General features: G+C 62.2%; 17 protein-coding genes. 4 read left to right on the forward strand and 13 right to left on the reverse strand.

The window, feature by feature from the left end; translation table 11 throughout:
• Positions 1-236 precede the first annotated feature (236 nt).
• The 13 genes from urtA to cbiE all read right to left on the reverse strand — a co-directional run bounded on the left by urtA (position 237) and on the right by cbiE (position 15,420).
• Positions 237-1,502 (reverse strand): urea ABC transporter substrate-binding protein, encoded by a 1,266-nt coding sequence (gene urtA, locus ACA074_RS03045; protein WP_054044050.1) that lies wholly within the window; start codon positions 1,500-1,502, stop codon positions 237-239.
• A 310-nt stretch (positions 1,503-1,812) separates the two neighbouring features.
• The gene (locus tag ACA074_RS03050; protein WP_489880668.1) at positions 1,813-2,823 is read right to left on the reverse strand and encodes a FecCD family ABC transporter permease; all 1,011 of its coding nucleotides are present in this window, start codon (positions 2,821-2,823) and stop codon (positions 1,813-1,815) included.
• The gene (locus ACA074_RS03055) at positions 2,820-3,767 is read right to left on the reverse strand and encodes an ABC transporter substrate-binding protein (RefSeq protein ID WP_497678409.1); all 948 of its coding nucleotides are present in this window, start codon (positions 3,765-3,767) and stop codon (positions 2,820-2,822) included. Before ACA074_RS03055 ends, ACA074_RS03050 begins: the two co-directional genes overlap by 4 nt.
• On the reverse strand, positions 3,764-4,552 hold the full coding sequence (locus ACA074_RS03060) for an ABC transporter ATP-binding protein (protein WP_497678410.1): 789 nt from the start codon (positions 4,550-4,552) through the stop codon (positions 3,764-3,766). Before ACA074_RS03060 ends, ACA074_RS03055 begins: the two co-directional genes overlap by 4 nt.
• Before the next feature lie 220 nt (positions 4,553-4,772).
• Positions 4,773-6,896 carry a TonB-dependent receptor gene (locus ACA074_RS03065; protein ID WP_497678411.1) on the reverse strand — a complete coding sequence of 708 codons (2,124 nt, stop codon included), beginning with the start codon at positions 6,894-6,896 and terminating at the stop codon, positions 4,773-4,775.
• A gap of 150 nt (positions 6,897-7,046) precedes the next feature.
• Positions 7,047-8,426: a PepSY-associated TM helix domain-containing protein gene (locus ACA074_RS03070; RefSeq protein WP_497678412.1), complete on the reverse strand. Its 1,380-nt coding sequence runs from the start codon at positions 8,424-8,426 to the stop codon at positions 7,047-7,049.
• Positions 8,427-8,550: 124 nt separating this feature from the next.
• Positions 8,551-10,671 (reverse strand): TonB-dependent copper receptor, encoded by a 2,121-nt coding sequence (locus tag ACA074_RS03075; protein ID WP_497678413.1) that lies wholly within the window; start codon positions 10,669-10,671, stop codon positions 8,551-8,553.
• A gap of 84 nt (positions 10,672-10,755) precedes the next feature.
• Positions 10,756-11,187 carry a DUF2946 domain-containing protein gene (locus ACA074_RS03080; protein ID WP_497678414.1) on the reverse strand — a complete coding sequence of 144 codons (432 nt, stop codon included), beginning with the start codon at positions 11,185-11,187 and terminating at the stop codon, positions 10,756-10,758.
• A 21-nt stretch (positions 11,188-11,208) separates the two neighbouring features.
• Positions 11,209-11,688, reverse strand: coding sequence for a copper chaperone PCu(A)C (locus ACA074_RS03085; RefSeq protein WP_489880662.1), 480 nt, complete (start codon positions 11,686-11,688; stop codon positions 11,209-11,211).
• A gap of 48 nt (positions 11,689-11,736) precedes the next feature.
• Positions 11,737-12,135: a DUF2946 domain-containing protein gene (locus tag ACA074_RS03090; RefSeq protein ID WP_497616281.1), complete on the reverse strand. Its 399-nt coding sequence runs from the start codon at positions 12,133-12,135 to the stop codon at positions 11,737-11,739.
• 258 nt (positions 12,136-12,393) lie between these two features.
• Positions 12,394-13,122 carry a cobalt-precorrin-6A reductase gene (locus ACA074_RS03095; protein WP_497678415.1) on the reverse strand — a complete coding sequence of 243 codons (729 nt, stop codon included), beginning with the start codon at positions 13,120-13,122 and terminating at the stop codon, positions 12,394-12,396.
• On the reverse strand, positions 13,119-14,216 hold the full coding sequence (locus ACA074_RS03100) for a cobalt-precorrin-5B (C(1))-methyltransferase (protein ID WP_497678416.1): 1,098 nt from the start codon (positions 14,214-14,216) through the stop codon (positions 13,119-13,121). Before ACA074_RS03100 ends, ACA074_RS03095 begins: the two co-directional genes overlap by 4 nt.
• Positions 14,209-15,420 (reverse strand): precorrin-6y C5,15-methyltransferase (decarboxylating) subunit CbiE, encoded by a 1,212-nt coding sequence (cbiE, locus tag ACA074_RS03105; RefSeq protein ID WP_497678417.1) that lies wholly within the window; start codon positions 15,418-15,420, stop codon positions 14,209-14,211. Before cbiE ends, ACA074_RS03100 begins: the two co-directional genes overlap by 8 nt.
• Positions 15,421-15,552: 132 nt before the next feature.
• Between cbiE and cobG the strand changes: the two genes are divergently transcribed.
• Genes cobG through cobJ form a run of 4 tightly spaced genes read left to right on the forward strand, consistent with a single transcriptional unit; the run spans position 15,553 to position 19,889 of the window.
• Entirely contained in the window at positions 15,553-16,851 is a 1,299-nt protein-coding gene (cobG, locus tag ACA074_RS03110; RefSeq protein ID WP_497678418.1) for a precorrin-3B synthase, read from the forward strand.
• Positions 16,844-17,470, forward strand: coding sequence for a precorrin-8X methylmutase (locus ACA074_RS03115; RefSeq protein ID WP_497678419.1), 627 nt, complete (start codon positions 16,844-16,846; stop codon positions 17,468-17,470). Before cobG ends, ACA074_RS03115 begins: the two co-directional genes overlap by 8 nt.
• Positions 17,467-18,201, forward strand: coding sequence for a precorrin-2 C(20)-methyltransferase (locus ACA074_RS03120; protein ID WP_370872600.1), 735 nt, complete (start codon positions 17,467-17,469; stop codon positions 18,199-18,201). Before ACA074_RS03115 ends, ACA074_RS03120 begins: the two co-directional genes overlap by 4 nt.
• Entirely contained in the window at positions 18,201-19,889 is a 1,689-nt protein-coding gene (gene cobJ / locus ACA074_RS03125; RefSeq protein ID WP_497678420.1) for a precorrin-3B C(17)-methyltransferase, read from the forward strand. Before ACA074_RS03120 ends, cobJ begins: the two co-directional genes overlap by 1 nt.
• Positions 19,890-20,158 lie beyond the last annotated feature (269 nt).

A 20,158-nucleotide genomic window follows, 5' to 3' on the forward strand; every position in this document is an offset into this window, starting at 1 on the left:
TCAGTCGCCTTGACGCGGACATTGTGGGAGCGAGCCTTTGTGGCGAGGGGATTTATCCCCGATCGGCTGCGAAGCAGACGCGAAATCAGTCGACGCGATCAATCTGATACACCGCGACTGCTGGATTGGGGGCTGCTTCGCAACCCATCGGGGATAAATCCCCTCGCCACAAAAGCCCGCTCCCACAGGGGAATTGCATCAGCCCCACGCCAAGCGCAAGGCTGACATCCAGTGACTCAGTTGCTCTTCACCGCATAATCCGGCTTCTTGTCGTTGCCATCGATGAACGGGCTCCACGGCTGCGCACGGATCGGCCCTTCGGTCTGCCAGACCACGTTGAACTGACCATCGGCCTGAATCTCGCCGATCATTACCGGTTTGTGCAGGTGGTGATTGGTCTTGTCCATGGTCAGGGTGTAGCCAGACGGTGCGGCGAAGGTCTGGCCGGCCAGCGCTTCGCGGACTTTGTCGACGTCGGTGGACTTGGCTTTCTCAGCTGCTTGCGCCCACATGTGGATGCCGACGTAAGTGGCTTCCATCGGGTCGTTGGTCACCGCTTTGTCGGCGCCCGGCAGGTTGTGTTTCTTCGCGTAGGCTTTCCAGTCAGCGACGAATTTCTTGTTCTGCGGGTTCTCCACCGACTCGAAGTAGTTCCACGCCGCGAGGTTGCCCACCAGCGGTTTGGTGTCGATGCCGCGCAGTTCTTCTTCGCCGACCGAGAACGCCACGACCGGTACGTCAGTAGCCTTCAGACCCTGGTTGGCCAGCTCTTTATAGAACGGCACGTTGGAGTCGCCGTTGACTGTGGAGATAACGGCAGTCTTGCCGCCAGCCGAGAACTTTTTGATGTTGGCAACGATGGTTTGATAGTCGCTGTGACCGAACGGGGTGTAGACCTCTTCGATGTCCTTGTCGGCCACGCCTTTGGAGTGCAGGAACGAACGCAGGATCTTGTTGGTGGTGCGCGGGTAGACGTAGTCGGTGCCGAGCAGGAAGTAGCGCTTGGCGCTGCCGCCTTCTTCGCTCATCAGGTATTCAACCGCCGGGATCGCCTGCTGGTTCGGCGCGGCGCCGGTGTAGAACACGTTCGGCGACATCTCTTCGCCTTCGTACTGCACCGGGTAGAACAGCAGACCGTTGAGTTCTTCGAACACCGGCAGCACCGATTTGCGCGACACCGAAGTCCAGCAACCGAACACCACCGCTACCTTGTCCTGGGTCAGCAACTGCCGGCCCTTTTCGGCGAACAGCGGCCAGTTCGACGCCGGGTCGACCACCACAGGTTCAAGCATCTTGCCGTTGACGCCGCCCTTGGCGTTGATCTCGTCGATGGTCATCAGCGCCATGTCTTTGAGCGATGTTTCGGAGATCGCCATGGTGCCGGACAACGAATGCAGAATCCCGACCTTGATGGTCTCGGCGGCCTGGACTGTCCAGGTCATGCCCATCGCGGCAATGGATGCCGTGAGTGTGAAAGCCTTGATCAAACTGCGACGCTTCATTGTGCGATCTCCATGAACGTTAAAGTTTTTTATGGTTGGCAGATGCGGACGACTGAAGGGTGTTTTGCAAGGGCTGTGCCCGGTCGGGTTTGGGCAGGAAAATGTCGGTTTAGAGCGCTTGCGCGCGATTGCGATGCACCATGAAGGGACGCTCGTGGAGCGTTGGTGCAGGCGGCCGCGCCAGATTGGGGCGCGAACCGATCCCTGTAGGAGCTGCCGAAGGCTGCGATCTTTTGATCTTGTCTTTTAAGCAAAAAATCAAAATATCGCAGCCTTCGGCAGCTCCTACAGTGGGGAGAGGGGGGGTGGGTCAGCGGCGGCGCATCAGGCCGATAAAGAACAGCCCGCCAATGGCCGCGGTGGCGACGCCGATGGGGAGGTCTTCGGGGGCGATCATTGTGCGGGCGGCAACGTCGACCCAGATCAGAAACACACTGCCGATCAGCACGCACACCGGCAGCAATCGCCGGTGTTCGGCGCCGACGAGGCGCCGCGCAATGTGCGGCACCATCAGCCCGACAAACCCGATGGAGCCGCTGATCGACACCAGCACCCCGGTCATCAACGAAGCGATGACGAAAACCCGCAGACGCACCGACCGGGCATTCAGGCCTAAGGTGACGGCGGTCTGTTCGCCGGCCATCAACGCGTTCAACGGACGCGCCATGCCCAACAGCAAGATCAACCCGAGCAACACGCTGGCCGCTGGCACCGCGAGCAACTCCCAACGCGCCAGCCCAAGTCCGCCGAGCATCCAGAACATCACCGCTGAACTGGCGCGGTGGTCGCCCATGAACAGCAGCAAATTGGCGATCGCCATCATCACGAACGACACCGCCACACCGCACAGCAGCAAGCGATCGCTGTCGAGCCGGCCATGCCGACTGGCTATCGCCAGCACCACCAGCATGCTCAGCAACGCGCCGATAAACGCCGCGATCGGCAAGGTCAGCAGGCCGATGATTTCACCGACATGCAGCACCACAATCACCGCGCCCAACGTCGCCCCTGAAGTAACGCCAAGCAGATGCGGATCGGCCAAAGGATTGCGCGTCACCGCTTGCAGCACCGCGCCGATCAGCGCCAACCCGGCACCGACCAGCGCCCCGAGCAACATGCGCGGCACGCGGATCAGCCATACGATATGTTCCTGCCCAGCGCTCCAGCTCACCTCGCCAAAACCAAACGCCTTGTGCAGCAAAATCCGCCACACCACATCGACCGGCACCCGCGCGGGCCCGAAGCCGAGCGACACCACGCACGACACCAGCAACACGGCGCCTAGGGCAATCAGCAACAGGGCGTAGCGACGGTTGATCATTGGCCGTGGAAACCTTTGGCCAGGGTTTCAACGGCCAGCACGTTGTCGATCCCCGGCGTGGCCTGCACGTACGGGATGACGATGAAACGCTGATTCTTGATCGCGTCGATCGATTGCAGGGCTTTGTTCTTCAGCAGGAATTCAATCTTCTGCTCGGCGGTGATTTCGCTGTAGTCGACGATCACGATGACCTGCGGATTGTGTTCGACCACGGTCTCCCAGTTGACCCGCGTCCAGCTCGCTTCGACGTTCTCGAGAATGTTGCGCCCACCCGCCGCATCGATCAGCGCTTGCGGCATGCCGAGGCGGCCGGAGGTCATGGCGCGGTCTTCGCCGCTGTCGTAGAGGAACACGCGGGGCTTATCGGCGGGCAGGTCTTTGCGCACTTGCGCGACTTGCGCCTGCATCTGGGCGATCAGCACATTGGCGCGATCCTGCACGTCGAAGATTTTGCCGAGGTTACGCAGGTCGTTATAGGTGTCCTCAAGCGTTGCGGCGGGGCGCTTCATCACGAACGCGCAGGACTCGGTCAGCTCATAGACGTTGATGCCCAGCGGTTGCAGGGTTTGCGGCGTGAGATCGCCGCCCACGCGCATGCCGTAATCCCATCCGGCGAAGAAGAAATCGACGTTGGCGTTGAGCAGGGTTTCCACCGACGGGTACTTCGCTGCCAACTCCGGCAGGCCATCGAGCAGCGACTGCATCTCAGGCGTTACCGATTTCCAGCCACTGACGCCGCTGTAACCGGCCATCCGCGACTTGAGGCCGAGGGCGAGCATCATCTGGGTCATGTTGATGTCATGGCTGACCGCGTGTTCCGGGGCCTGTTTGAAGGTCACTTCGCGGTTGCAGCTTTGAACGGTCAGTGGGTACTTCGTGGCCTCGGCCAACGCTTGGGCACTGCACAGCAAAAGAGCGACGCAAAGCAGGGAACGCACAGTCATGGTCGGGTTATCCAGGTGATTCGCGGGTAGCCGTGAAGAGGGTGGGAGTCGATCAACGCCTCGACGCCGAAAACGTCGCGCAGCAATTCAGTGGTGAGGACTTCTTGCGGTGTGCCGCTGGCGACGATGCGGCCGTGGTTGATCACGTACAGTCGGTCGCAGAACGCGGCGGCCAGGTTCAGGTCGTGGATGCTGGCGAGGGTGCCGATTCGCAGACGTTTGACCAGTTGCAGCAGTTCAAGCTGATAGCGCGGGTCGAGGTGGTTGGTCGGCTCGTCGAGGATCAGCAGTTGTGGTTGCTGGGTCAGGGCGCGGGCGAGAATCACCCGCTGCTTTTCTCCGCCTGACAGCGTGGCGAAGGCGTGGTCTTCGAAGCCTTCGAGACCGACGGATTTGAGCGCCTGGGTCGCGAGGTTTCGATCCTCGAGGGTTTCGCCGTCGAACAGACCTTTGTGCGGCGTGCGGCCCATGGCGACAACTTCTTCGACGGTCAGGCCGAAAGCGTCGGGGAACTCCTGCAAGACCACCGCGATGCGTTGCGCGCACCAGCGTGAGGATTGTTTCCACACGTTGTAGTGATCGAGTTTGACCTCGCCGTGTTCCGGTTGGCTGAAGCGGTAGGCGCATCGCAACAGGCTGGTCTTGCCGCTGCCGTTGGGGCCGATCAGCCCGACGAACTCACCGGCGGCCACCTGCAAGGAGGCGTCACGCAGCTGGAACTGGTGATGGCAGTGGCCGTGGCCCAAGGGTGTCCAGGCGAGATCAGTGAGGGTGAGTGACGTCATAGGGCGTTCGGTGTGTTCTCGATTTCATGTTTTTTCGGTAGATCCATCCCCTCACCCCAGCCCTCTCCCCCAGGGGGGAGAGGGGGAAAGGGAGCCGATCTTCATGCTTTTCGAGCCTGAGCTCGACTCGGTCTTTCAGGTCGGTGCAACTTGTCCAGACAACACGGTCAGTCCCCTCTCCCTCCGGGAGAGGGCTAGGGTGAGGGGCAGCATTCTTCGATCAAAAGGTGTAATCAGCGGTGACAAAAAACGACCTCGGCTCGCCAAGGATCCACTGCTGCCCGCCATTGTATTGGCTTTGCGCATACCGGCGGTCAAACAGATTGTTCACCTGCAAACCCAAGGTCGTGTTACGCAAGGCCTGCCACGACATTGTCGCATCCACCACGGTGTAACTCGGCAACTCGTTACGGTTGGCCATATCGGCGTAACGTGCATCGACATAGCGCACGCCCGCACCGGCCTTCAGGTCATCGCTAAGCGCTTTGTTCAGCCACAGATTGGCGGTGCGTCGCGGCACGTCCAACGGGCGGTTGCCGTTATACGACAGGGTTTGCCCGTTGACCACTTCCGAGAAGTCGTCGTACCTGGCCTTCACAATTGCGGCGTTGGCCTGCAGTTGCCAGGCGTTCGGCAGTTGCAGATCAAGGCTGGCTTCAAGTCCGTTGGACGATTGCTGGCCGACCTGCTGCTTGAGCGTCGGGTTGCCCGGATCGTCAGTCAGCAGTTTCTTTTTGACGATGCGATACGCCGCCAGCGTGAACTCGCCACGCTGATCCCAGAACAACTGCTTCAGGCCGATTTCCGTCTGGCGGGCGGTCGATAGATCGTATTGCTGCTGGCTCGGGCTCAGAGAGATCAAGCCGCCGATGCCATCAGTGCTGGTTGCCACTTGGCCGTAGAACGACGTCTCGGGCGTCAGCGCAAACACCAGGCCGGCCTTCCAGTTGTTGCCGGTCAGGGTCTGGTCGCTCTGGCTGCCATCGGTCAAGTCGTTACGACCGACATGCACATAATCGCGACGCACGCCGGTCACCAACGACCAGCGCTCGCTCAACTGCGTGCGGTTTTCGGCGAACGCCGACATCTGTCTGGTGGTGCTGTCGAACTGATCGCGGTACGGATCGGCACTCTCGAAATACCCGCTTTGTGGGTGATCCAGATCCAATGGCTGACCGTTCGGCAGCACGTCGTTGAACGGCGAGTTGCTGTCGAGCTGGAAGCGGATGCGGTTGTAATCGACGCCGGTGACGGTCTGGCTATCGAGGCCGAACAGCGAGTGCTTGAAGGTGAACGTCTGACGATCACCAACCTGTTCCTGCTTGTGGCCGATGCCGAAGTAACCGCTGCGACTCAGTTGCTGACTGCCCGCGTCGAAGTTGACGTTCTCGGCGTTCTGCCAGCGGCGCTGGGCCTTGAGGTAGTAGAACTCGTTGCTGGCGCTGACGGCATCGTTGATCTGCCAGTCGCTGGTCAGGCGCGTCCATTGATCGTTGTAGTGCTGCTTGTCGTCACGCACGTTGTAGTTTTTGTTGCGCAGGCTGTCCTTGAAGTGGCCGTTGATCAGCGGCGTGCCGAAGTAATTCTGCGGGCGCTGGTCGCCGTAGTCGTGGGCGAGGGTAAACGCCAGATCATCAGTGGCCTGCCAGCGCAGGGCAGCGCTGATGAAATCACTGGACGAATCGCCGCGATCGATCCAGCCGTTGCTGCGCAGACGATTGAGATTGAGGCGATAGCTCAGGGTATCGCTCAGCGAACCGCCGCTGTCGAAGGCCTGTTGCTGGCTGTTGTAGGAGCCATATCCGACGCGCGCGTGGTTTTCGATTTCACCTTCGAACGGCTTCTTCGGGATCACGTTGACCACCGCACCCGTCGCGCCTTCGCCGTACAGCACTGAAGCCGGGCCGCGCAGCACATCGACGCGCTGCACTGACCAGGTATCGACCGGGAACGTCACCGTGCCCATGCCGCTGTACAGGCGATTGCCGTCATACAACTGCATCACTGAACTCTGCCCGGTAAAACCCCGGGCCTGCAACGAGGTGCCGCCATCGCCCGGCGTACCGGTGCGGCTGATGCCGGTGCTGCGCGACACCGCGTCCTGCACGCTGCGATCACCCCGGGCGCGGACCTGTTCGCCGCTGAGGCTTTCGACGCTGGCCGGAGTTTGCATGGCGTTGAGGTTCAGGCGCGAGCCGGCGGTGGTTGGCGTGGTCAGGCTGACGCTTGCGTCGTCGATGGCCGGTGCGCTGATGGTGCCGGTGGGCAGCGTCAGCGCCTGGTTGTCGGCATGGGCGTTGTTCAGGCCGAACAGGCAGAGGCTGGACAAGAGGTACTTGTTCATCGGGGATGGTGAATCACTTCTTCAAAAGAATGCCCGCAGCTTTTGGCCGCGGGCAGAATGGCGGATTAGGGTTATACAGTAACACTAAAAAACACCGACTTATGAGGCCGGCATTTTATAGACCTCTCTAAAACGCGCATCTCGGTGGACTCATGATGAAGGTGAGGCAGATTCAGGTTGCCCGCCAAACCGCGACAGCAGCAGTCGATCAAGCAACCAGACCACCACCAGCGAAGCCCCCACCAGCGGAAAAATCACCGCCAGCGCGAGCATGATCACCACCCCGGTTTTCCACTTCGGCAAATCATGACGCAGCGGCGGCACACCGAATTTACCCTGTGGTCGGCGCTTCCACCAGATCACTACGCCGCTGACGGCGCTGAGCAGGATCATCAGGCAGATCAGCAGCACGACGATCTGGTTGAAGGTGCCGAACATCTTGCCTTCATGGAGCATCACGCCGATTTCCGTGGCGCGGGCCACTGTGCCGTATTGCTCGAAGCGCACATCGGCGAGGACTTTGCCGGTGTATTGATCGACGTGCAGGGTCGCGTCGTTTCGCGGGTCATCGGCGAACACGGCGATGGTGAAAACGCCGGTGGCGGTGGTCGGCAGGGTGATGCTGTAGCCCGGTTCGACCTTGCGTTCAGTGGCGATGTTCTGCACGTCTTGCAGGCTGATGGTTGGCGAGGCTGGGCCAGCATTTGTGCTGCCATGGGCCATGTGTTCGGCATGGTCGCCGGACATCGGCATCGGCGTGTTTTCCATCGCCCAAGGCACGGTCTGGCGAGTGGCGCTGTTGAGGCTGCGGGCCTCGACGTCGGAGGTCGGCACGTTGTCCCACATCGCCGCCGGGAACACGTTCCACACCTGGGCGTATTGCTTGCCCCAGAAGCCGGTCCAGGTCATGCCGCTGAGCAGCATCACCAGCAACAGTGTCGCCCCCCAGAACCCGGTGACGGCGTGCAGATCGCGCCACAACACGCGCCCGCGACTGTTCAGACGCGGCCACAGAATCCCCGCCGCCTGGCCGCGTGGCCACCAGAGGAAAAGCCCCGACACCACCAGCACCACGCCCCAGCCAGCGGCCATTTCGATCAGCCGGTCACCGACCGTGCCGATCATCAATTCGCCGTGAATCGCTCGGGCGATAGCTTGCAGATTCTGCTTGGCATCCTGCTCGCCGAGGATGTCGCCGTGGTACGGATCAATGAACACGTTGAGTTCGTCGCTGGCGTTCTTCACGACAAATTGCGCGCTGCGTTCGGCATTTACCGGCGGCAGATACTGAGTGATCTGGCCTTGTGGATAAGTACTTTTCACCCGTTGCAGCAGGTCATCGGCCGGAGCGGTGTGATGCCCGGCCGGAACGTTGAGCAGGCTGCTGTACATCAGCGAATCGAGCTGCGGTTTGAACAGATAGATGATGCCGGTCAGCGACAGCATCACCATGAATGGGGCGACGAATAGTCCGGCATAGAAATGCCAACGCCAGGCCAGGTTGTAGAAATTCGGTTTAGGCTTTTGCATCACGTTTGCTCCGCTTGGCGAATCGTTTTTTAGATCAAAAGATCGCAGCCTCCGGCAGCTCCTACAGGTTGAACGCACTCTCAAGTAGGAGCTGGCGCAGCCTGCGATCTTTTGACTTTTCTTGTTAGAAACTCATATCCACCTTGGTCCAGAGCGTGCGCCCCGGTTCATTGATGGCTTGCGGGTCATTGGCCGGGTAGCCGAAACCGGCGTTGCCCGCCAGGTTCAGGTGTTCGGCGTAAGCCTTGCCGAACAGGTTGTCGACGCCGCTGCTGACCTTCCAGTGCTTGTTGATCCGGTAGGCACCGTTGAGCGAGAACACGCCGAAGCCCGAACTCTTGTCGTAATCCTTGCCGACCACGTTGCCCTTGTTCTGATCGATACGGTTTTGCCTGGCCACCACCCTCCACAGTGCGCCGGCACTCCAGTTGTCTTCGCTGTAGGTCAGGCCGAAACGTGCATCCAGCGGCGGCATCTGCGGCAGCGCTTTACCGTCGCTGCTGTTCTTGCCCCAGGCGTAGGCCAGGGTTGCGTCGGCTTTCCAGTGGTCGGTGAGGTTGTAAGCGGCACCGAGTTCACCGCCCATGATTCGCGCGTTGATGTTTTCGGCGCGCGAAGTGCTCATGCCCATCATCGCGGGGGTGTAATCGAACAGGATGTAATCGCGCACCACGCCGATGTAGCCCGAGGCCCAGGCCTCGAGGTCGGCGCTCTTGTAGTTCACGCCGAAGTCGAGCTGAGTGGTCTTTTCCGGTTTGATCGAATCGAATGCATTGACCGAACCGGCAGGTCCCGACTTGGGCGAAAACAGCTCCCAGTAATCCGGGAAGCGCTGCGCGTGACCGAGGCCGGCGTATAGCGTGGTCGGGCTGTCGGACAGGTCATGCTCATAACGCACGAAGCCGCTGGGCAATGTGTCAGCGCGAGTGTCGTCGGCGGTCGGGTTCGGCCGGGACATCATTCCCGAACTGGTGGTTTGCCGGTAATCCTTGGCTGAAGCGCGATCGATTCGGGCGCCGGTGATGAGCCGATCACGGTCGGCGGCGTACCAGGTCATTTCGCTGAACACGCCGTAGTTATGGAAGTCCGCGTCTTTGTTGCGCGGCACATTCTTGTAGGTGTCGATGCCCATCGCTTTGCGCTGGCGATGCTCGTTGGTCTGCGCGTCGAGGCCGGTGATCAACTGGATGTCGGCCCAGCGCCAGGTGGCTTTGATCCGCGCGCCGAGAGTGCGGCGGTCGACGTTCGACGCCATGGGCCCGGCCATCATCCCGGTGCCGGACTGCGTGCGCAGGGTGTAGTTGTCCATGACGTGGTCGGCGTAGTTGTAGTAGACCTGCGCCTCCAGTTTCTCCAGCACGTCAGTGATGTTGGACTTTTCGAAACGCAGACCGAGGCTTTCGCGCAGGAACTGCGAGCCGTCCATGCCGCGTCCGGCGTAGCGGGCTTCGCCGTCGCCCTTGCCGGCGGTCAACTCGATCAGGGTGTCGGCGTCCGGGGTCCAGCCGAGCGCCACGTCGCCGTTCCACTTGTCGTAGCGCGAGGCGACGATGTCGTTATTGCCGTCGCGATAATCGTCGGAGTGCGCGGTGTTGCCGATCACTCGCACGTAGCCCAATGGCCCGCCAGCTGCGGCGTCGACGACTTTGTCGAAGCGGCCGTGGGAGGCGGCCAGAATGCTCGCGTTCACCCGCGTGCCGAGTTCACCGAAACTCTCCGGCTCACGGTCGAAAAGAATCGTGCCGGCCGATGCTCCGGGGCCATAAAGCACGGTTTGCGGGCCTTTGATTACGGTGAGTTTGTCGTAGGTTTCCGGCGAGATGTACGAGGTCGGCGCGTCCATTCGACCTGGGCAGGCGCCGAGCATCATGCTGCCGTTGGTGAGGATATTCAGCCGCGAACCGAACATGCCGCGCAGCACCGGATCGCCATTGGTGCCGCCATTGCGCACCAGCGCGAACCCCGGAATGGTCTTCAGATAATCGCCGCCATCACTGGCTGGCACCGGTTGGCGCGGGTCTTTGGGGTTGGTGACGATGGTCAGCGGCGAACTCGGCGCGATGGCGGTGATCACCGTCGGGCTCAGTTCATCCGCGTGTGCGGCGTGGTCATCGGCCAGCACCAGCGGGGCCAGCAGGACGCCGCAAAGGACGGCGATAGCGTGCCTGAAACGAATGCGCGATTCGTTCAAAGCGAAGGTCGCCCGGGTAGAACCCAGACGTGGAACAGCAGAAAACCTGGACATGACAATTTCCATCAAACAGTCGTAAACGACACGGCCGGCAGCCTGAAGCTGTCTTCTCAACCGTGTGTAATCAGCGGTGGGTGATTACGCTGCGATGGGCGGGGCGCGCGTGCGGGCGCCGGGGAAGAAGGTTTGCCGGGCATGGCCCAGGCGCGGGGAAGGCGAGGTGAAGGTGTTGGCGTGGGCGATGATGAATGCAGCGAACGTGCCGCCGCCGGTCAGTGCCGGGCAATTGAACAGCAGGCTGCAGTAGCCGCACCTTTCCCACAGCGCGTGGTGCGAGGATTGCGGCGGGCAGTGTTCGACGGAGGGTTTGGCGTCATGCGCGGTGTGATCCATACCGGGCATGTCCATCGACATGTCCATGCTCATCGGCATGGAGGTCGAGGCGTGCTGATCCATCGGCATCGACTGAGAAATCAGTGGGCCGATGAAGATCATCAACATGGCGAACAGGGCGATCCAGCTACCGTGCTCACGGTTGCTGCGGATAGACCTGGCGCTGGACGGGCGCATGATTGCGGTCAGCCGAAAGGCTTACTGAGCGTGCGCGTGGGCTTGTGTGGTTTCCGGCGGCTTCTTCTGCACGGCCACTTCGACGGTGACGTCACCGGCCTTCTCGAAATGCATCGTCAGCGGGAAGCTTTTGCCGTCGCTGAGCAGGCTGCGATCCGTCGGGTTGAGCAGCATCACGTGATAGGCCATCGGCGCGAAAGTGACATTGCCGCCCGCCGGGATTTCCACGCTCGGCACTTGCTGCATCTTCATCAGATCGCCCTGCATTACATGCTCGTGCAATTGCGCCTCGGGGGCGATTGGCGAGTCGACGCTGAGCAAGCGGTCGGCGTTTTTGCCGGCGTTGTGAATGATGAAGTAAGCGGCAACGGTCGGCGCATTCGGTGGCAGTTCCTGCGACCACGGGTGAGCGATTTCCAGCTCGCCGGCCTTGTATTCGTGGGCATGGGCGAAGCACGCAGGCAGCAACAGCGCAGCGATGACGAAGAGTTTGTTCAACATGGCAGTTCTCCAGAACGATTTGAAACGCAGGTCAATTGCGCGAACAAATCAAACCAGAGGGGAAGCGCGGGGATTGAGGCTCGGCCATTGCTGGCGCGGTGTGGGTGTTTGCAGTGAGGCGGGCGCCACGCTGCGATTGCTCTCAAAGCGGGCGAAATACAGCTGCGGCGTATGCCCCGGCAGCGCCACCAAAGGCGCTGAACCCGAGCAGCACCAGCAATGCTGCATGTTGGAGTGGTTGTCGTTGGACGGGGCTTTCTGCTCCGTGGTGCCGATGTTGATCGCCACCATCTTCGTCCCGCTGCCGGTGCAGAAACTGCTCCACAGCAATTGCTCGGCCGGTGAGTTGGCCGCTTGCGCCATCGCTCCCGTCATCGGCATGGCGAGCATGTTGAACAGCACTGCAAAGCAGGCGATCCAGGCAAATGCGAGCCGGTGTCGGTTCATGGGACAGATCCGTTGGGTGGGCGATCAGGCGCAGCTATTTAGCCTGATCAGGGCCGATAAGTAAAAAAGCGTCGTGCGGTTTGGTGTCGCAGCGCACTTTCGAATGAGTGTAGTGCTTAGGAATCGCAGCGCCAGGGCGGACGCCTTCGCGGGCAAGCCCGCTCCCACAGTGATCAATGGTGTGTCCAGACTTCATGAACACCGCGCCACCTGGGGGAGCGGGCTTGCCCGCGAAGGCGGACTCAAATTTTCGATGTTTCAGGATTTATCATCGGGCGTGAGGGCGGCTATGACTTTCTCGACGGATCCAAACTCCCGATCAACCCCAGGCAACACCGGTCGCTTCAATACCATCACTGGCACCCCACGCTCGCGCGCCACTTCCAGTTTCGGTTCGGTCGCGGTGCTGCCGCTGTTCTTGCTGATCAGCACATCGATCTGCCGCCGCTCGAACAACGCGCGTTCATCTTCCAGCAGGAACGGCCCGCGAGCGGCGATGACTTCGCAACGTTCGTTGCCGGGATAAACGTCGAGGGCGCGCAGCGTCCAGAATTGATCCGCAGGGATTTCGTCGAGGTGTTGCAGCGGTTCGCGGCCCAAGGTGAACAAGGGGCGGTAGAACGGTTTGAGGGCCGTCATCAACTCAGCCCAGTCGCTGACTTCGCGCCAGTCATCACCCGGTAGCGGTTGCCACGCAGGGCGGCGCAAGGCCCAGCAGGGGATGCCGGCCAGTTGCGCGGCGTAGGCGGCGTTGTGGCTGATTTGCGCGGCGTAGGGATGGGTGGCGTCGAACAGCAGGTCGATGCCTTCGTCACGGATGAATTGCGCCAGACCTTCGGCGCCACCGTAACCACCGACGCGCACCTGACAAGTCAGATCCGTTGGCACCCGACCCACCCCGGCCAGACTGTAAATGTGCTCAGGCCCCAGCTTACGGGCGATGGCCAGCGCTTCAGTCACGCCGCCCAGCAGCAAAATCCGCTTCATGCAAAACCTCCGGCATGGCCGACAATGCCGCCCTGACGATCAATTGCAAACACTTCGACCTGCACCTGTGCCGGCACCACGCTGCGGGCGAATTCCAGCGCGTGGCGACAGACCTCATCCCCCAATGCGATCCCCGCCGCACTGGCCATGGCCAGCGCTTGCTGACTGGTGTTCGCCTCTCGGATGCCCTGCTGCAAAATCTCATCCGCGCCAATCGCCGCCGCCCATTGCGCCAGTTGCGGCAAGTCGATGCTGGAATGGCGCGAGTGCAGATCCATGTGCCCGGCCGCCAGTTTACTGATCTTGCCGAAACCGCCACACAAACTGAGTTTATCCACAGTCACTTTGCGCAGATGCTTGAGCACCGCGCCGACGAAGTCACCCATTTCGATCAAGGCGATTTCCGGCAGGTCGTAAACCCGGCGCATGGTGTCTTCGCTGGCGTTGCCGGTGCAGGCTGCGATGTGCAGGTAGCCGTTGGTCTTGGCAACGTCGATGCCCTGATGAATCGAGGCGATGTAGGCCGCGCAGGAAAACGGCCGGACGATGCCGCTGGTGCCGAGGATCGACAGGCCGCCGAGAATGCCCAGGCGCGGGTTCATGGTTTTCAGTGCCAGGGCTTCGCCGCCCTCGACGTTGACCGTGACGTCGAAGCCACCGGCATAACCGGTTTCAGCGGCGAGCAGGCTCAGGTGATCGCTGATCATCTTGCGTGGCACCGGGTTGATCGCCGGTTCGCCGACGCCCAGCACCAGTCCGGGTCGGGTCACGGTGCCAACGCCTGCGCCGGCATTGAAACGAACGCCCGGCTCGGCCATCAATCGCACCCGCGAATACAGCAGTGCGCCGTGGGTCACGTCCGGGTCGTCGCCGGCGTCCTTGATCGTTCCTGCTTCAGCGCCGTCGTCGGTCAACCGGCAGAACTCCAGACGCATCTGCACCTGTTTGCCCTTGGGCAAGACGATCTGCACCGCGTCGGCCGAGATGCCGCCGAGCAACAGGCGAGCAGCGGCGAGGCTGGTGGCGGTGGCGCAGCTGCCGGTGGTCAGGCCGCTGCGCAGGGGCGCGGGTTGTTCGGCGGTTTCGTCACGCATCAAGAGGTTTGACCAGATCGAGCAGGGTGATTGGCAACGCCTGACGCCAGGTGTCGAACTCGCCCAGCGGTTGCGCCTGGGCGATATGGATGCGCGTCAGTTCGCCGCCGTAGCGCTCCCGCCAGTTCATCAGGGTGATTTCGCTTTGCAGAGTTACGGCGTTGGCGACCAGTCGGCCGCCGGGTTTGAGTTGCTCCCAGCAGGTCTCGAAGACGCCCTCGCGGGTCACACCGCCGCCGATGAAAATCGCGTCCGGGCGCTCCAGCCCTGCGAGTGCCTGCGGCGCGCGCCCACGGATCAATTGCAGCCCGGGCACGCCCAGCGCATCGCGGTTGTGCTCGATCAATTGTTGGCGGCCGTCATCGGCTTCGACGGCCAATGCGCGGCAACTCGGATGCGCGCGCATCCATTCGATGCCGATCGAGCCGCTACCAGCGCCGACGTCCCATAGCAGTTCGCCGGGTGTCGGGGCGAGGCGCGCGAGGGTGATGGCGCGCACATCGCGTTTGGTCAGTTGGCCGTCATGTTGGAAAGCCGAGTCGGGAAGGCCCGCGAGGCGTGACAAACGTGGAGCATTGGCATCGGCCAGGCATTCGATTGCGACCACGTTGAGGTCGGCAATCGGCGCGTCGTTCCATTCATTGGCCGTGGCGTCGACACGTCGCTCGGCGTCGCCGCCCAAATGTTCCAGAACGCTCATCTGGCTCGAACCAAAGCCGCGCTCGCGTAGCAATTGCGCGACTGCCGCCGGACTTTGTCCGTCATTGCTCAACAGCAGCAGGCGCACGCCACTGAACAGCTGCGCATTGAGGGCTGCCAGCGGCCGGGCCACTAGCGACAGTGTCACTACTTCCTGCAACGGCCAGCCGAGACGGGCGGCCGCCAGCGCGCAGGAGGACGGCGCGGGCAGGATCAGCATCTCTTCGCTCGGCAGCTGCCGCGCGAGGCTGGCGCCGACGCCGTAGAACATCGGATCACCGCTGGCCAGCACGCACACCGCTGCGCCGCGTTGTTGCAGCACTGGCGCAAGGGAAAACGGGCTCGGCCACAACTCACGCTCGCCACGAATGCACACCGGCAGCAAATCCAGTTGCCGCTGGCCGCCGACGATCCGCGAGGCGCCCATCAGGGCGCGCCGGGCGTTTTTGCCCAGGCCCTTGAAGCCGTCTTCACCGATTCCCACTACCGTCAGCCAGGGTGACATCTATATTCCTCTAAACAGGCCGATCCGACGGGCAGACTTTTCATGCCACCGGACAAAGCAGGCATAATACCGCGCCTTCGCCCGCGAAGCGCCTTTCCCACGCAGCCGGTCAGCCCCTTGAACGAACGCCCGATGTCCACCGCCATACGCCCCTCGGCCTGCCCGGGGTTGCTGCGTATCGTCCAGGCATTGGACGGCGGCATCTGCCGGATCAAACTCAACGGCGGCTCGATCAGCGCCGATCAGGCTGACGCGGTGGCCAATGCCGCCGAACAGTTCGCCGGCGGTGTGATTGAGGCGACCAACCGCGCCAACCTGCAGATTCGTGGCATCGCTCAGCAATCCGCTGCACTGATCGACAGTCTGCTGTCCGCTGGCCTCGGCCCGCGAACGGCGGCGGGCGACGATGTGCGCAACCTGATGCTCAGCCCGGCCGCCGGGATCGACCGGCAGATGCGCTTAGACACTCGCGCGCTCGCCGAACAGATTCTCGACACCCTGCAAAGCCATCCACGTTTCCATGAATTGAGCGCCAAGTTCGCCGTGCAACTGGATGGCGGTGAAGCGCTGGCGATGCTCGAACATCCGCATGACTTGTGGTTATCCGCGTTCGAGCACGACGGTGAAACGCTGCTGGCATTCGGTCTCGCGGGTTGCCCGACGGATCGCGCGGTTGGCGCCGTGGCCCTGGAAAGCGGCCATGCGCTGGTGGTCGCGGTATTGGAGTTGTTCCTCGAACTGGCCCGACCCGAGCAGACGCGGATGCGCCATTTGCTCGACGAACTGCCGATGCTGGCGTTTCTTGAACAGCTCAGGACGCGCCTGCCGATCAAAGCGGTTAGCGCTTGGCAACGCATGTCAGCGGCGGACGATCTGCACATTGGCGCTCACCCGCAGAACACTGACAACCTCGTCTACATCGGCGCGGTGCCGCCACTCGGTCGCCTCGATCCGGACATGCTGCGCGGCGCCGCGCAACTGGCCCGCCGGTTCGGCGATGGCAGCCTGCGTTTCACGCCGTGGCAAAGTCTGCTGCTGCCCAACGTGAGCGCGAGCGATGCCGCGCAAGTGCTCACAGGGCTCAAGCAACTGAACCTGCTGACCGACGCTTGTGAACCATTGTCGAAAATCATCGCCTGCACCGGTTCCAGCGGCTGTGGCAAAGGCCTGGCTGACACCAAGTGCGATGCCCGTCTTCTCGCAACGCTGTTGCCCCGTGCACAAAGCGTGCATCTGTCCGGCTGCCCGCGTTCATGCGCCGCGGCCCACTGTGCCCCGGCGACTTTGCTGGCCGTCAGTGGCGGGCATTACGACCTCTATTTTCGCGATGCAGCGCAGCCGGGTTTCGGCGCGCTGCACGCACGCAACCTTACTATTGAAGCGGCCGCGACCTTGCTCGCCGGCCGCTCCCGGAGCCCCCTTGATGCTTGATTACATCCGCGACGGTCAGGAGATCTATCGCAACTCCTTCGCGATCATTCGCAGCGAGGCCAATCTGGCGCGCATTCCGGTCGATCTGGAAAAACTCGCGGTGCGGGTGATCCACGCTTGCGGCATGGTCGAGGCCGTCGACGGTCTGCAATTCTCTGAAGGTGCGGGCAAGGCCGGGCGCGATGCGCTGGCCGCCGGTGCGCCGATCCTCTGCGATGCGCGGATGGTTTCCGAAGGCGTGACCCGTGCGCGCCTGCCGGCGAACAACGAAGTGATCTGCACCCTGCGCGACGAGAGCGTGCCGGAGCTGGCCCGTGAGTTGGGCAACACCCGTTCCGCCGCCGCGCTGGAACTGTGGCGCCCGCATCTGGAAGGCAGTGTGGTGGTGATCGGCAACGCGCCGACCGCGCTGTTCTATCTGCTGGAAATGCTCGACGCCGGCGCACCGAAACCGGCGCTGATCCTCGGCTTCCCGGTGGGCTTCGTCGGTGCCGCAGAATCCAAAGCGGCGCTGGCGGCCGACAGCCGTGGCGTGCCGTTCGTGATCATGCAGGGCCGCCTCGGCGGCAGCGCCATGGCCGCTGCGGCAGTCAACGCCCTCGCCACGGAGATCGAATGATGCAGGCAAAAGGTCGTTTGATTGGCCTGGGCGTGGGTCCCGGAGATCCGGAGCTGATTACCGTCAAGGCCCTGCGCCTGCTGCGCGAATCGCCAGTGGTCGCGTACTTCGTCGCCAAGGGTAAAAAAGGCAACGCCTTCGGCATCATCGAAGCGCACCTGCAAGAGGCACAGAACCTGCTGCCGCTGGTGTACCCGGTGACCACTGAAGCGTTGCCGGCACCTCTTTCTTATGAACAAGTCATCAGCGATTTCTACGATGAAGCCGCCGAGACGGTGGCCGCGCATCTGGATGCTGGTCGTGATGTCGCGGTGATCTGCGAAGGCGATCCGTTCTTCTACGGTTCTTATATGTACCTGCATGATCGCCTGGCCACCCGCTACGAAGCGCAAGTGGTGCCGGGCGTGTGTTCGATGCTGGGCGGCGCTTCGGTGCTGGGTGCGCCGTTGGTGTATCGCAATCAGAGCCTGTCGGTGCTCTCCGGCGTCTTGCCCCACGAGGAACTCAAGCGACGTCTGGCCGATGCCGACGCAGCGGTGATCATGAAGCTGGGGCGCAATTTCCCCAAAGTGCGTCAGGTGCTGGAAGAACTCGGCCTCGCCGAACGGGCGCTGTACGTCGAGCGCGCGACCATGGCCAATCAGAAGATCGTGCCGATGGATCAGGTCGAGCCGATGTCGTCGCCGTACTTCTCGCTGATTATCGTGCCCGGCGAACGGTGGCAAGGCTGATGACTCCATCCACTCCCGCCATTGTCATTCTCGGTCAGGGCAGCCTGGCCACCGCGCGGCGCATTCAGCAGGTGTATCCGGCGGCGCAGATCCACGGCCTCGCCGGTCGGGTCGAAGGCGCCGACTGCACCTATCAGGAATTCGGCGCGACCCTGCGCGCGTTGTATCAGCAGGACACACCGATCATCGCGCTGTGCGCGGCCGGCATTGTCATCCGCACCCTGGCGCCGCTGCTGCTGGAGAAGGGCGTCGAGCCTGCGGTACTCGCCGTCGCTGAAGATGGCAGCGCTGTGGTGCCGCTGCTCGGTGGCCTTGGCGGGGTGAATGTCATGGCGCGGGAAATCGCGGCCGGGCTGCAAGTCGCGGCGGCAATCACCACCAGCGGCGAGCTGCGCTTTGGCACCTGTCTGCTCAATCCTCCGAGTGGCTACGCGCTCGCGGATCTGGAACTGGGCAAGCGGTTTGTCTCCGACCTGCTGGCCGGGCACCCCGTACGCATCGAAGGTGCGGCGCCGTGGCTGGCGCAGGCACAGCTACCGGAAGATCCGCAGGCGCAGCGTTCGATCCATATCGGCAGTGCCGAACGCGAAGCGAACGCCAATGAATTGCTGATTTACCCGCGCAGTGTCGCGGCGATGGTCAGCGCTGAAGTGCCGGATCTGCCGAACACCCTGCGTAGCGCGTTGCACGAGGCAAAAGTGGCGGTGCAATCGCTGGCCTGTCTGGTGGCGATCGACACTGAAATGGCCGCGGCGAATCTGCGTGAAGCGGCGCTGGAGTTGGGCGTGCCGCTGCGGTTTATCGCTGCAACGAGCGACCTTCATGCGCTGCCGGATGTGTCGATTATCGGCTCAGCACACGGCATCACTTTGGCTGTTTCCGAGCAGCCGCTGGACGTCGCGCAAATCGGTCGCCCACGCGGGCGCCTGGCGGTAATCGGTCTCGGTCCCGGCGCTGCCGAACTGATGGTGCCGGCGGTGAAAGCCGAACTGGCCCGCGCCACCGACGTGCTCGGCTACGAAACCTACGTGCGCATGGCCGGCCCGTTCCGCGACGATCAAATCCAGCATTGCACCGACAACCGCGAAGAAATGCAGCGCGCCCGCCACGCCTTCAGACTGGCGGCTGCGGGTCGTTCGGTGATCGTGGTGTCTTCTGGCGATCCGGGTGTGTTCGCCATGGCGGCGGCGGTGCTCGAAGCGTTGCACGAATCGACCGATCCGGCCTGGCACAGCGTCGATCTGGAAATCCTTCCGGGTGTGTCGGCCTCGCTCGCCACCGCCGCTCAGGCTGGGGCGCCGCTGGGGCACGACTTCTGCGTGATGTCGCTGTCGGACAACCTCAAACCGTGGTCGATCATCGAGAAGCGTCTGGATCTGGCGGCCGAAGCGGATCTGGCGCTGGCGTTCTACAACCCGATCTCCCGCGCCCGTCCGTGGCAACTGGGGCGTGCGCTGGAGATCGTCGCGCAGCATCGCACCCCCGAGACGCCTGTGGTGTTGGGCCGCGATATCGGCCGGCCGGGCCAGACCCTGCGCACCACGACGCTGGGCGCGCTGACCGCGGATCAGGTCGATATGCGCACAATGGTGCTGATCGGCTCGTCCACCACGTGCACCTTTCCTCGCGCTACGGGGGGCGAGTGGGTTTACACGCCGCGCTGGTACGGCGAGAAGCCGGATGCCTGACGGTGTTTCTTTCAGGGCTCATGAGAAGTTGTAAGTAACTTCGCGCATTTGTGAGCTTAAGTTAACTCCGTCGGGTACAACTTCCCGGACTATAAACAAGGCTGCGAACCATTGGGTTCGTGGCCTTGTTTGCTTTTCAGCAGACAATACTGGGCGGCGGTGTTTATCCCCGATGGATCGCTGCTTAACAGTTGAATGTTGTTCGATGTTTCTCCTGTCATTGTTTGAATTTTTTCGCGTTTGATTCATTCGTCTTTGCCCAATAGTTT

Source organism: Pseudomonas sp. LBUM1655 (assembly GCF_059716085.1).

Bases quoted from the DNA above. Each gene is read 5' to 3' on its own strand.
- ACA074_RS03085 (WP_489880662.1), bottom strand. From the start codon at position 11,688: ATGTTGAACAAACTCTTCGTCATCGCTGCGCTGTTGCTGCCTGCGTGC.
- cobG (WP_497678418.1), top strand. From the start codon at position 15,553: ATGTCCACCGCCATACGCCCCTCGGCCTGCCCGGGGTTGCTGCGTATC.
- ACA074_RS03065 (WP_497678411.1), bottom strand. From the start codon at position 6,896: ATGAACAAGTACCTCTTGTCCAGCCTCTGCCTGTTCGGCCTGAACAAC.
- ACA074_RS03050 (WP_489880668.1), bottom strand. From the start codon at position 2,823: ATGATCAACCGTCGCTACGCCCTGTTGCTGATTGCCCTAGGCGCCGTG.
- ACA074_RS03095 (WP_497678415.1), bottom strand. From the start codon at position 13,122: ATGAAGCGGATTTTGCTGCTGGGCGGCGTGACTGAAGCGCTGGCCATC.
- cbiE (WP_497678417.1), bottom strand. From the start codon at position 15,420: ATGTCACCCTGGCTGACGGTAGTGGGAATCGGTGAAGACGGCTTCAAG.
- ACA074_RS03100 (WP_497678416.1), bottom strand. From the start codon at position 14,216: ATGCGTGACGAAACCGCCGAACAACCCGCGCCCCTGCGCAGCGGCCTG.
- urtA (WP_054044050.1), bottom strand. From the start codon at position 1,502: ATGAAGCGTCGCAGTTTGATCAAGGCTTTCACACTCACGGCATCCATT.
- ACA074_RS03120 (WP_370872600.1), top strand. From the start codon at position 17,467: ATGATGCAGGCAAAAGGTCGTTTGATTGGCCTGGGCGTGGGTCCCGGA.
- ACA074_RS03090 (WP_497616281.1), bottom strand. From the start codon at position 12,135: ATGAACCGACACCGGCTCGCATTTGCCTGGATCGCCTGCTTTGCAGTG.
- ACA074_RS03075 (WP_497678413.1), bottom strand. From the start codon at position 10,671: ATGTCCAGGTTTTCTGCTGTTCCACGTCTGGGTTCTACCCGGGCGACC.
- ACA074_RS03080 (WP_497678414.1), bottom strand. From the start codon at position 11,187: ATGCGCCCGTCCAGCGCCAGGTCTATCCGCAGCAACCGTGAGCACGGT.
- ACA074_RS03055 (WP_497678409.1), bottom strand. From the start codon at position 3,767: ATGACTGTGCGTTCCCTGCTTTGCGTCGCTCTTTTGCTGTGCAGTGCC.
- ACA074_RS03060 (WP_497678410.1), bottom strand. From the start codon at position 4,552: ATGACGTCACTCACCCTCACTGATCTCGCCTGGACACCCTTGGGCCAC.
- ACA074_RS03070 (WP_497678412.1), bottom strand. From the start codon at position 8,426: ATGCAAAAGCCTAAACCGAATTTCTACAACCTGGCCTGGCGTTGGCAT.
- ACA074_RS03115 (WP_497678419.1), top strand. From the start codon at position 16,844: ATGCTTGATTACATCCGCGACGGTCAGGAGATCTATCGCAACTCCTTC.
- cobJ (WP_497678420.1), top strand. From the start codon at position 18,201: ATGACTCCATCCACTCCCGCCATTGTCATTCTCGGTCAGGGCAGCCTG.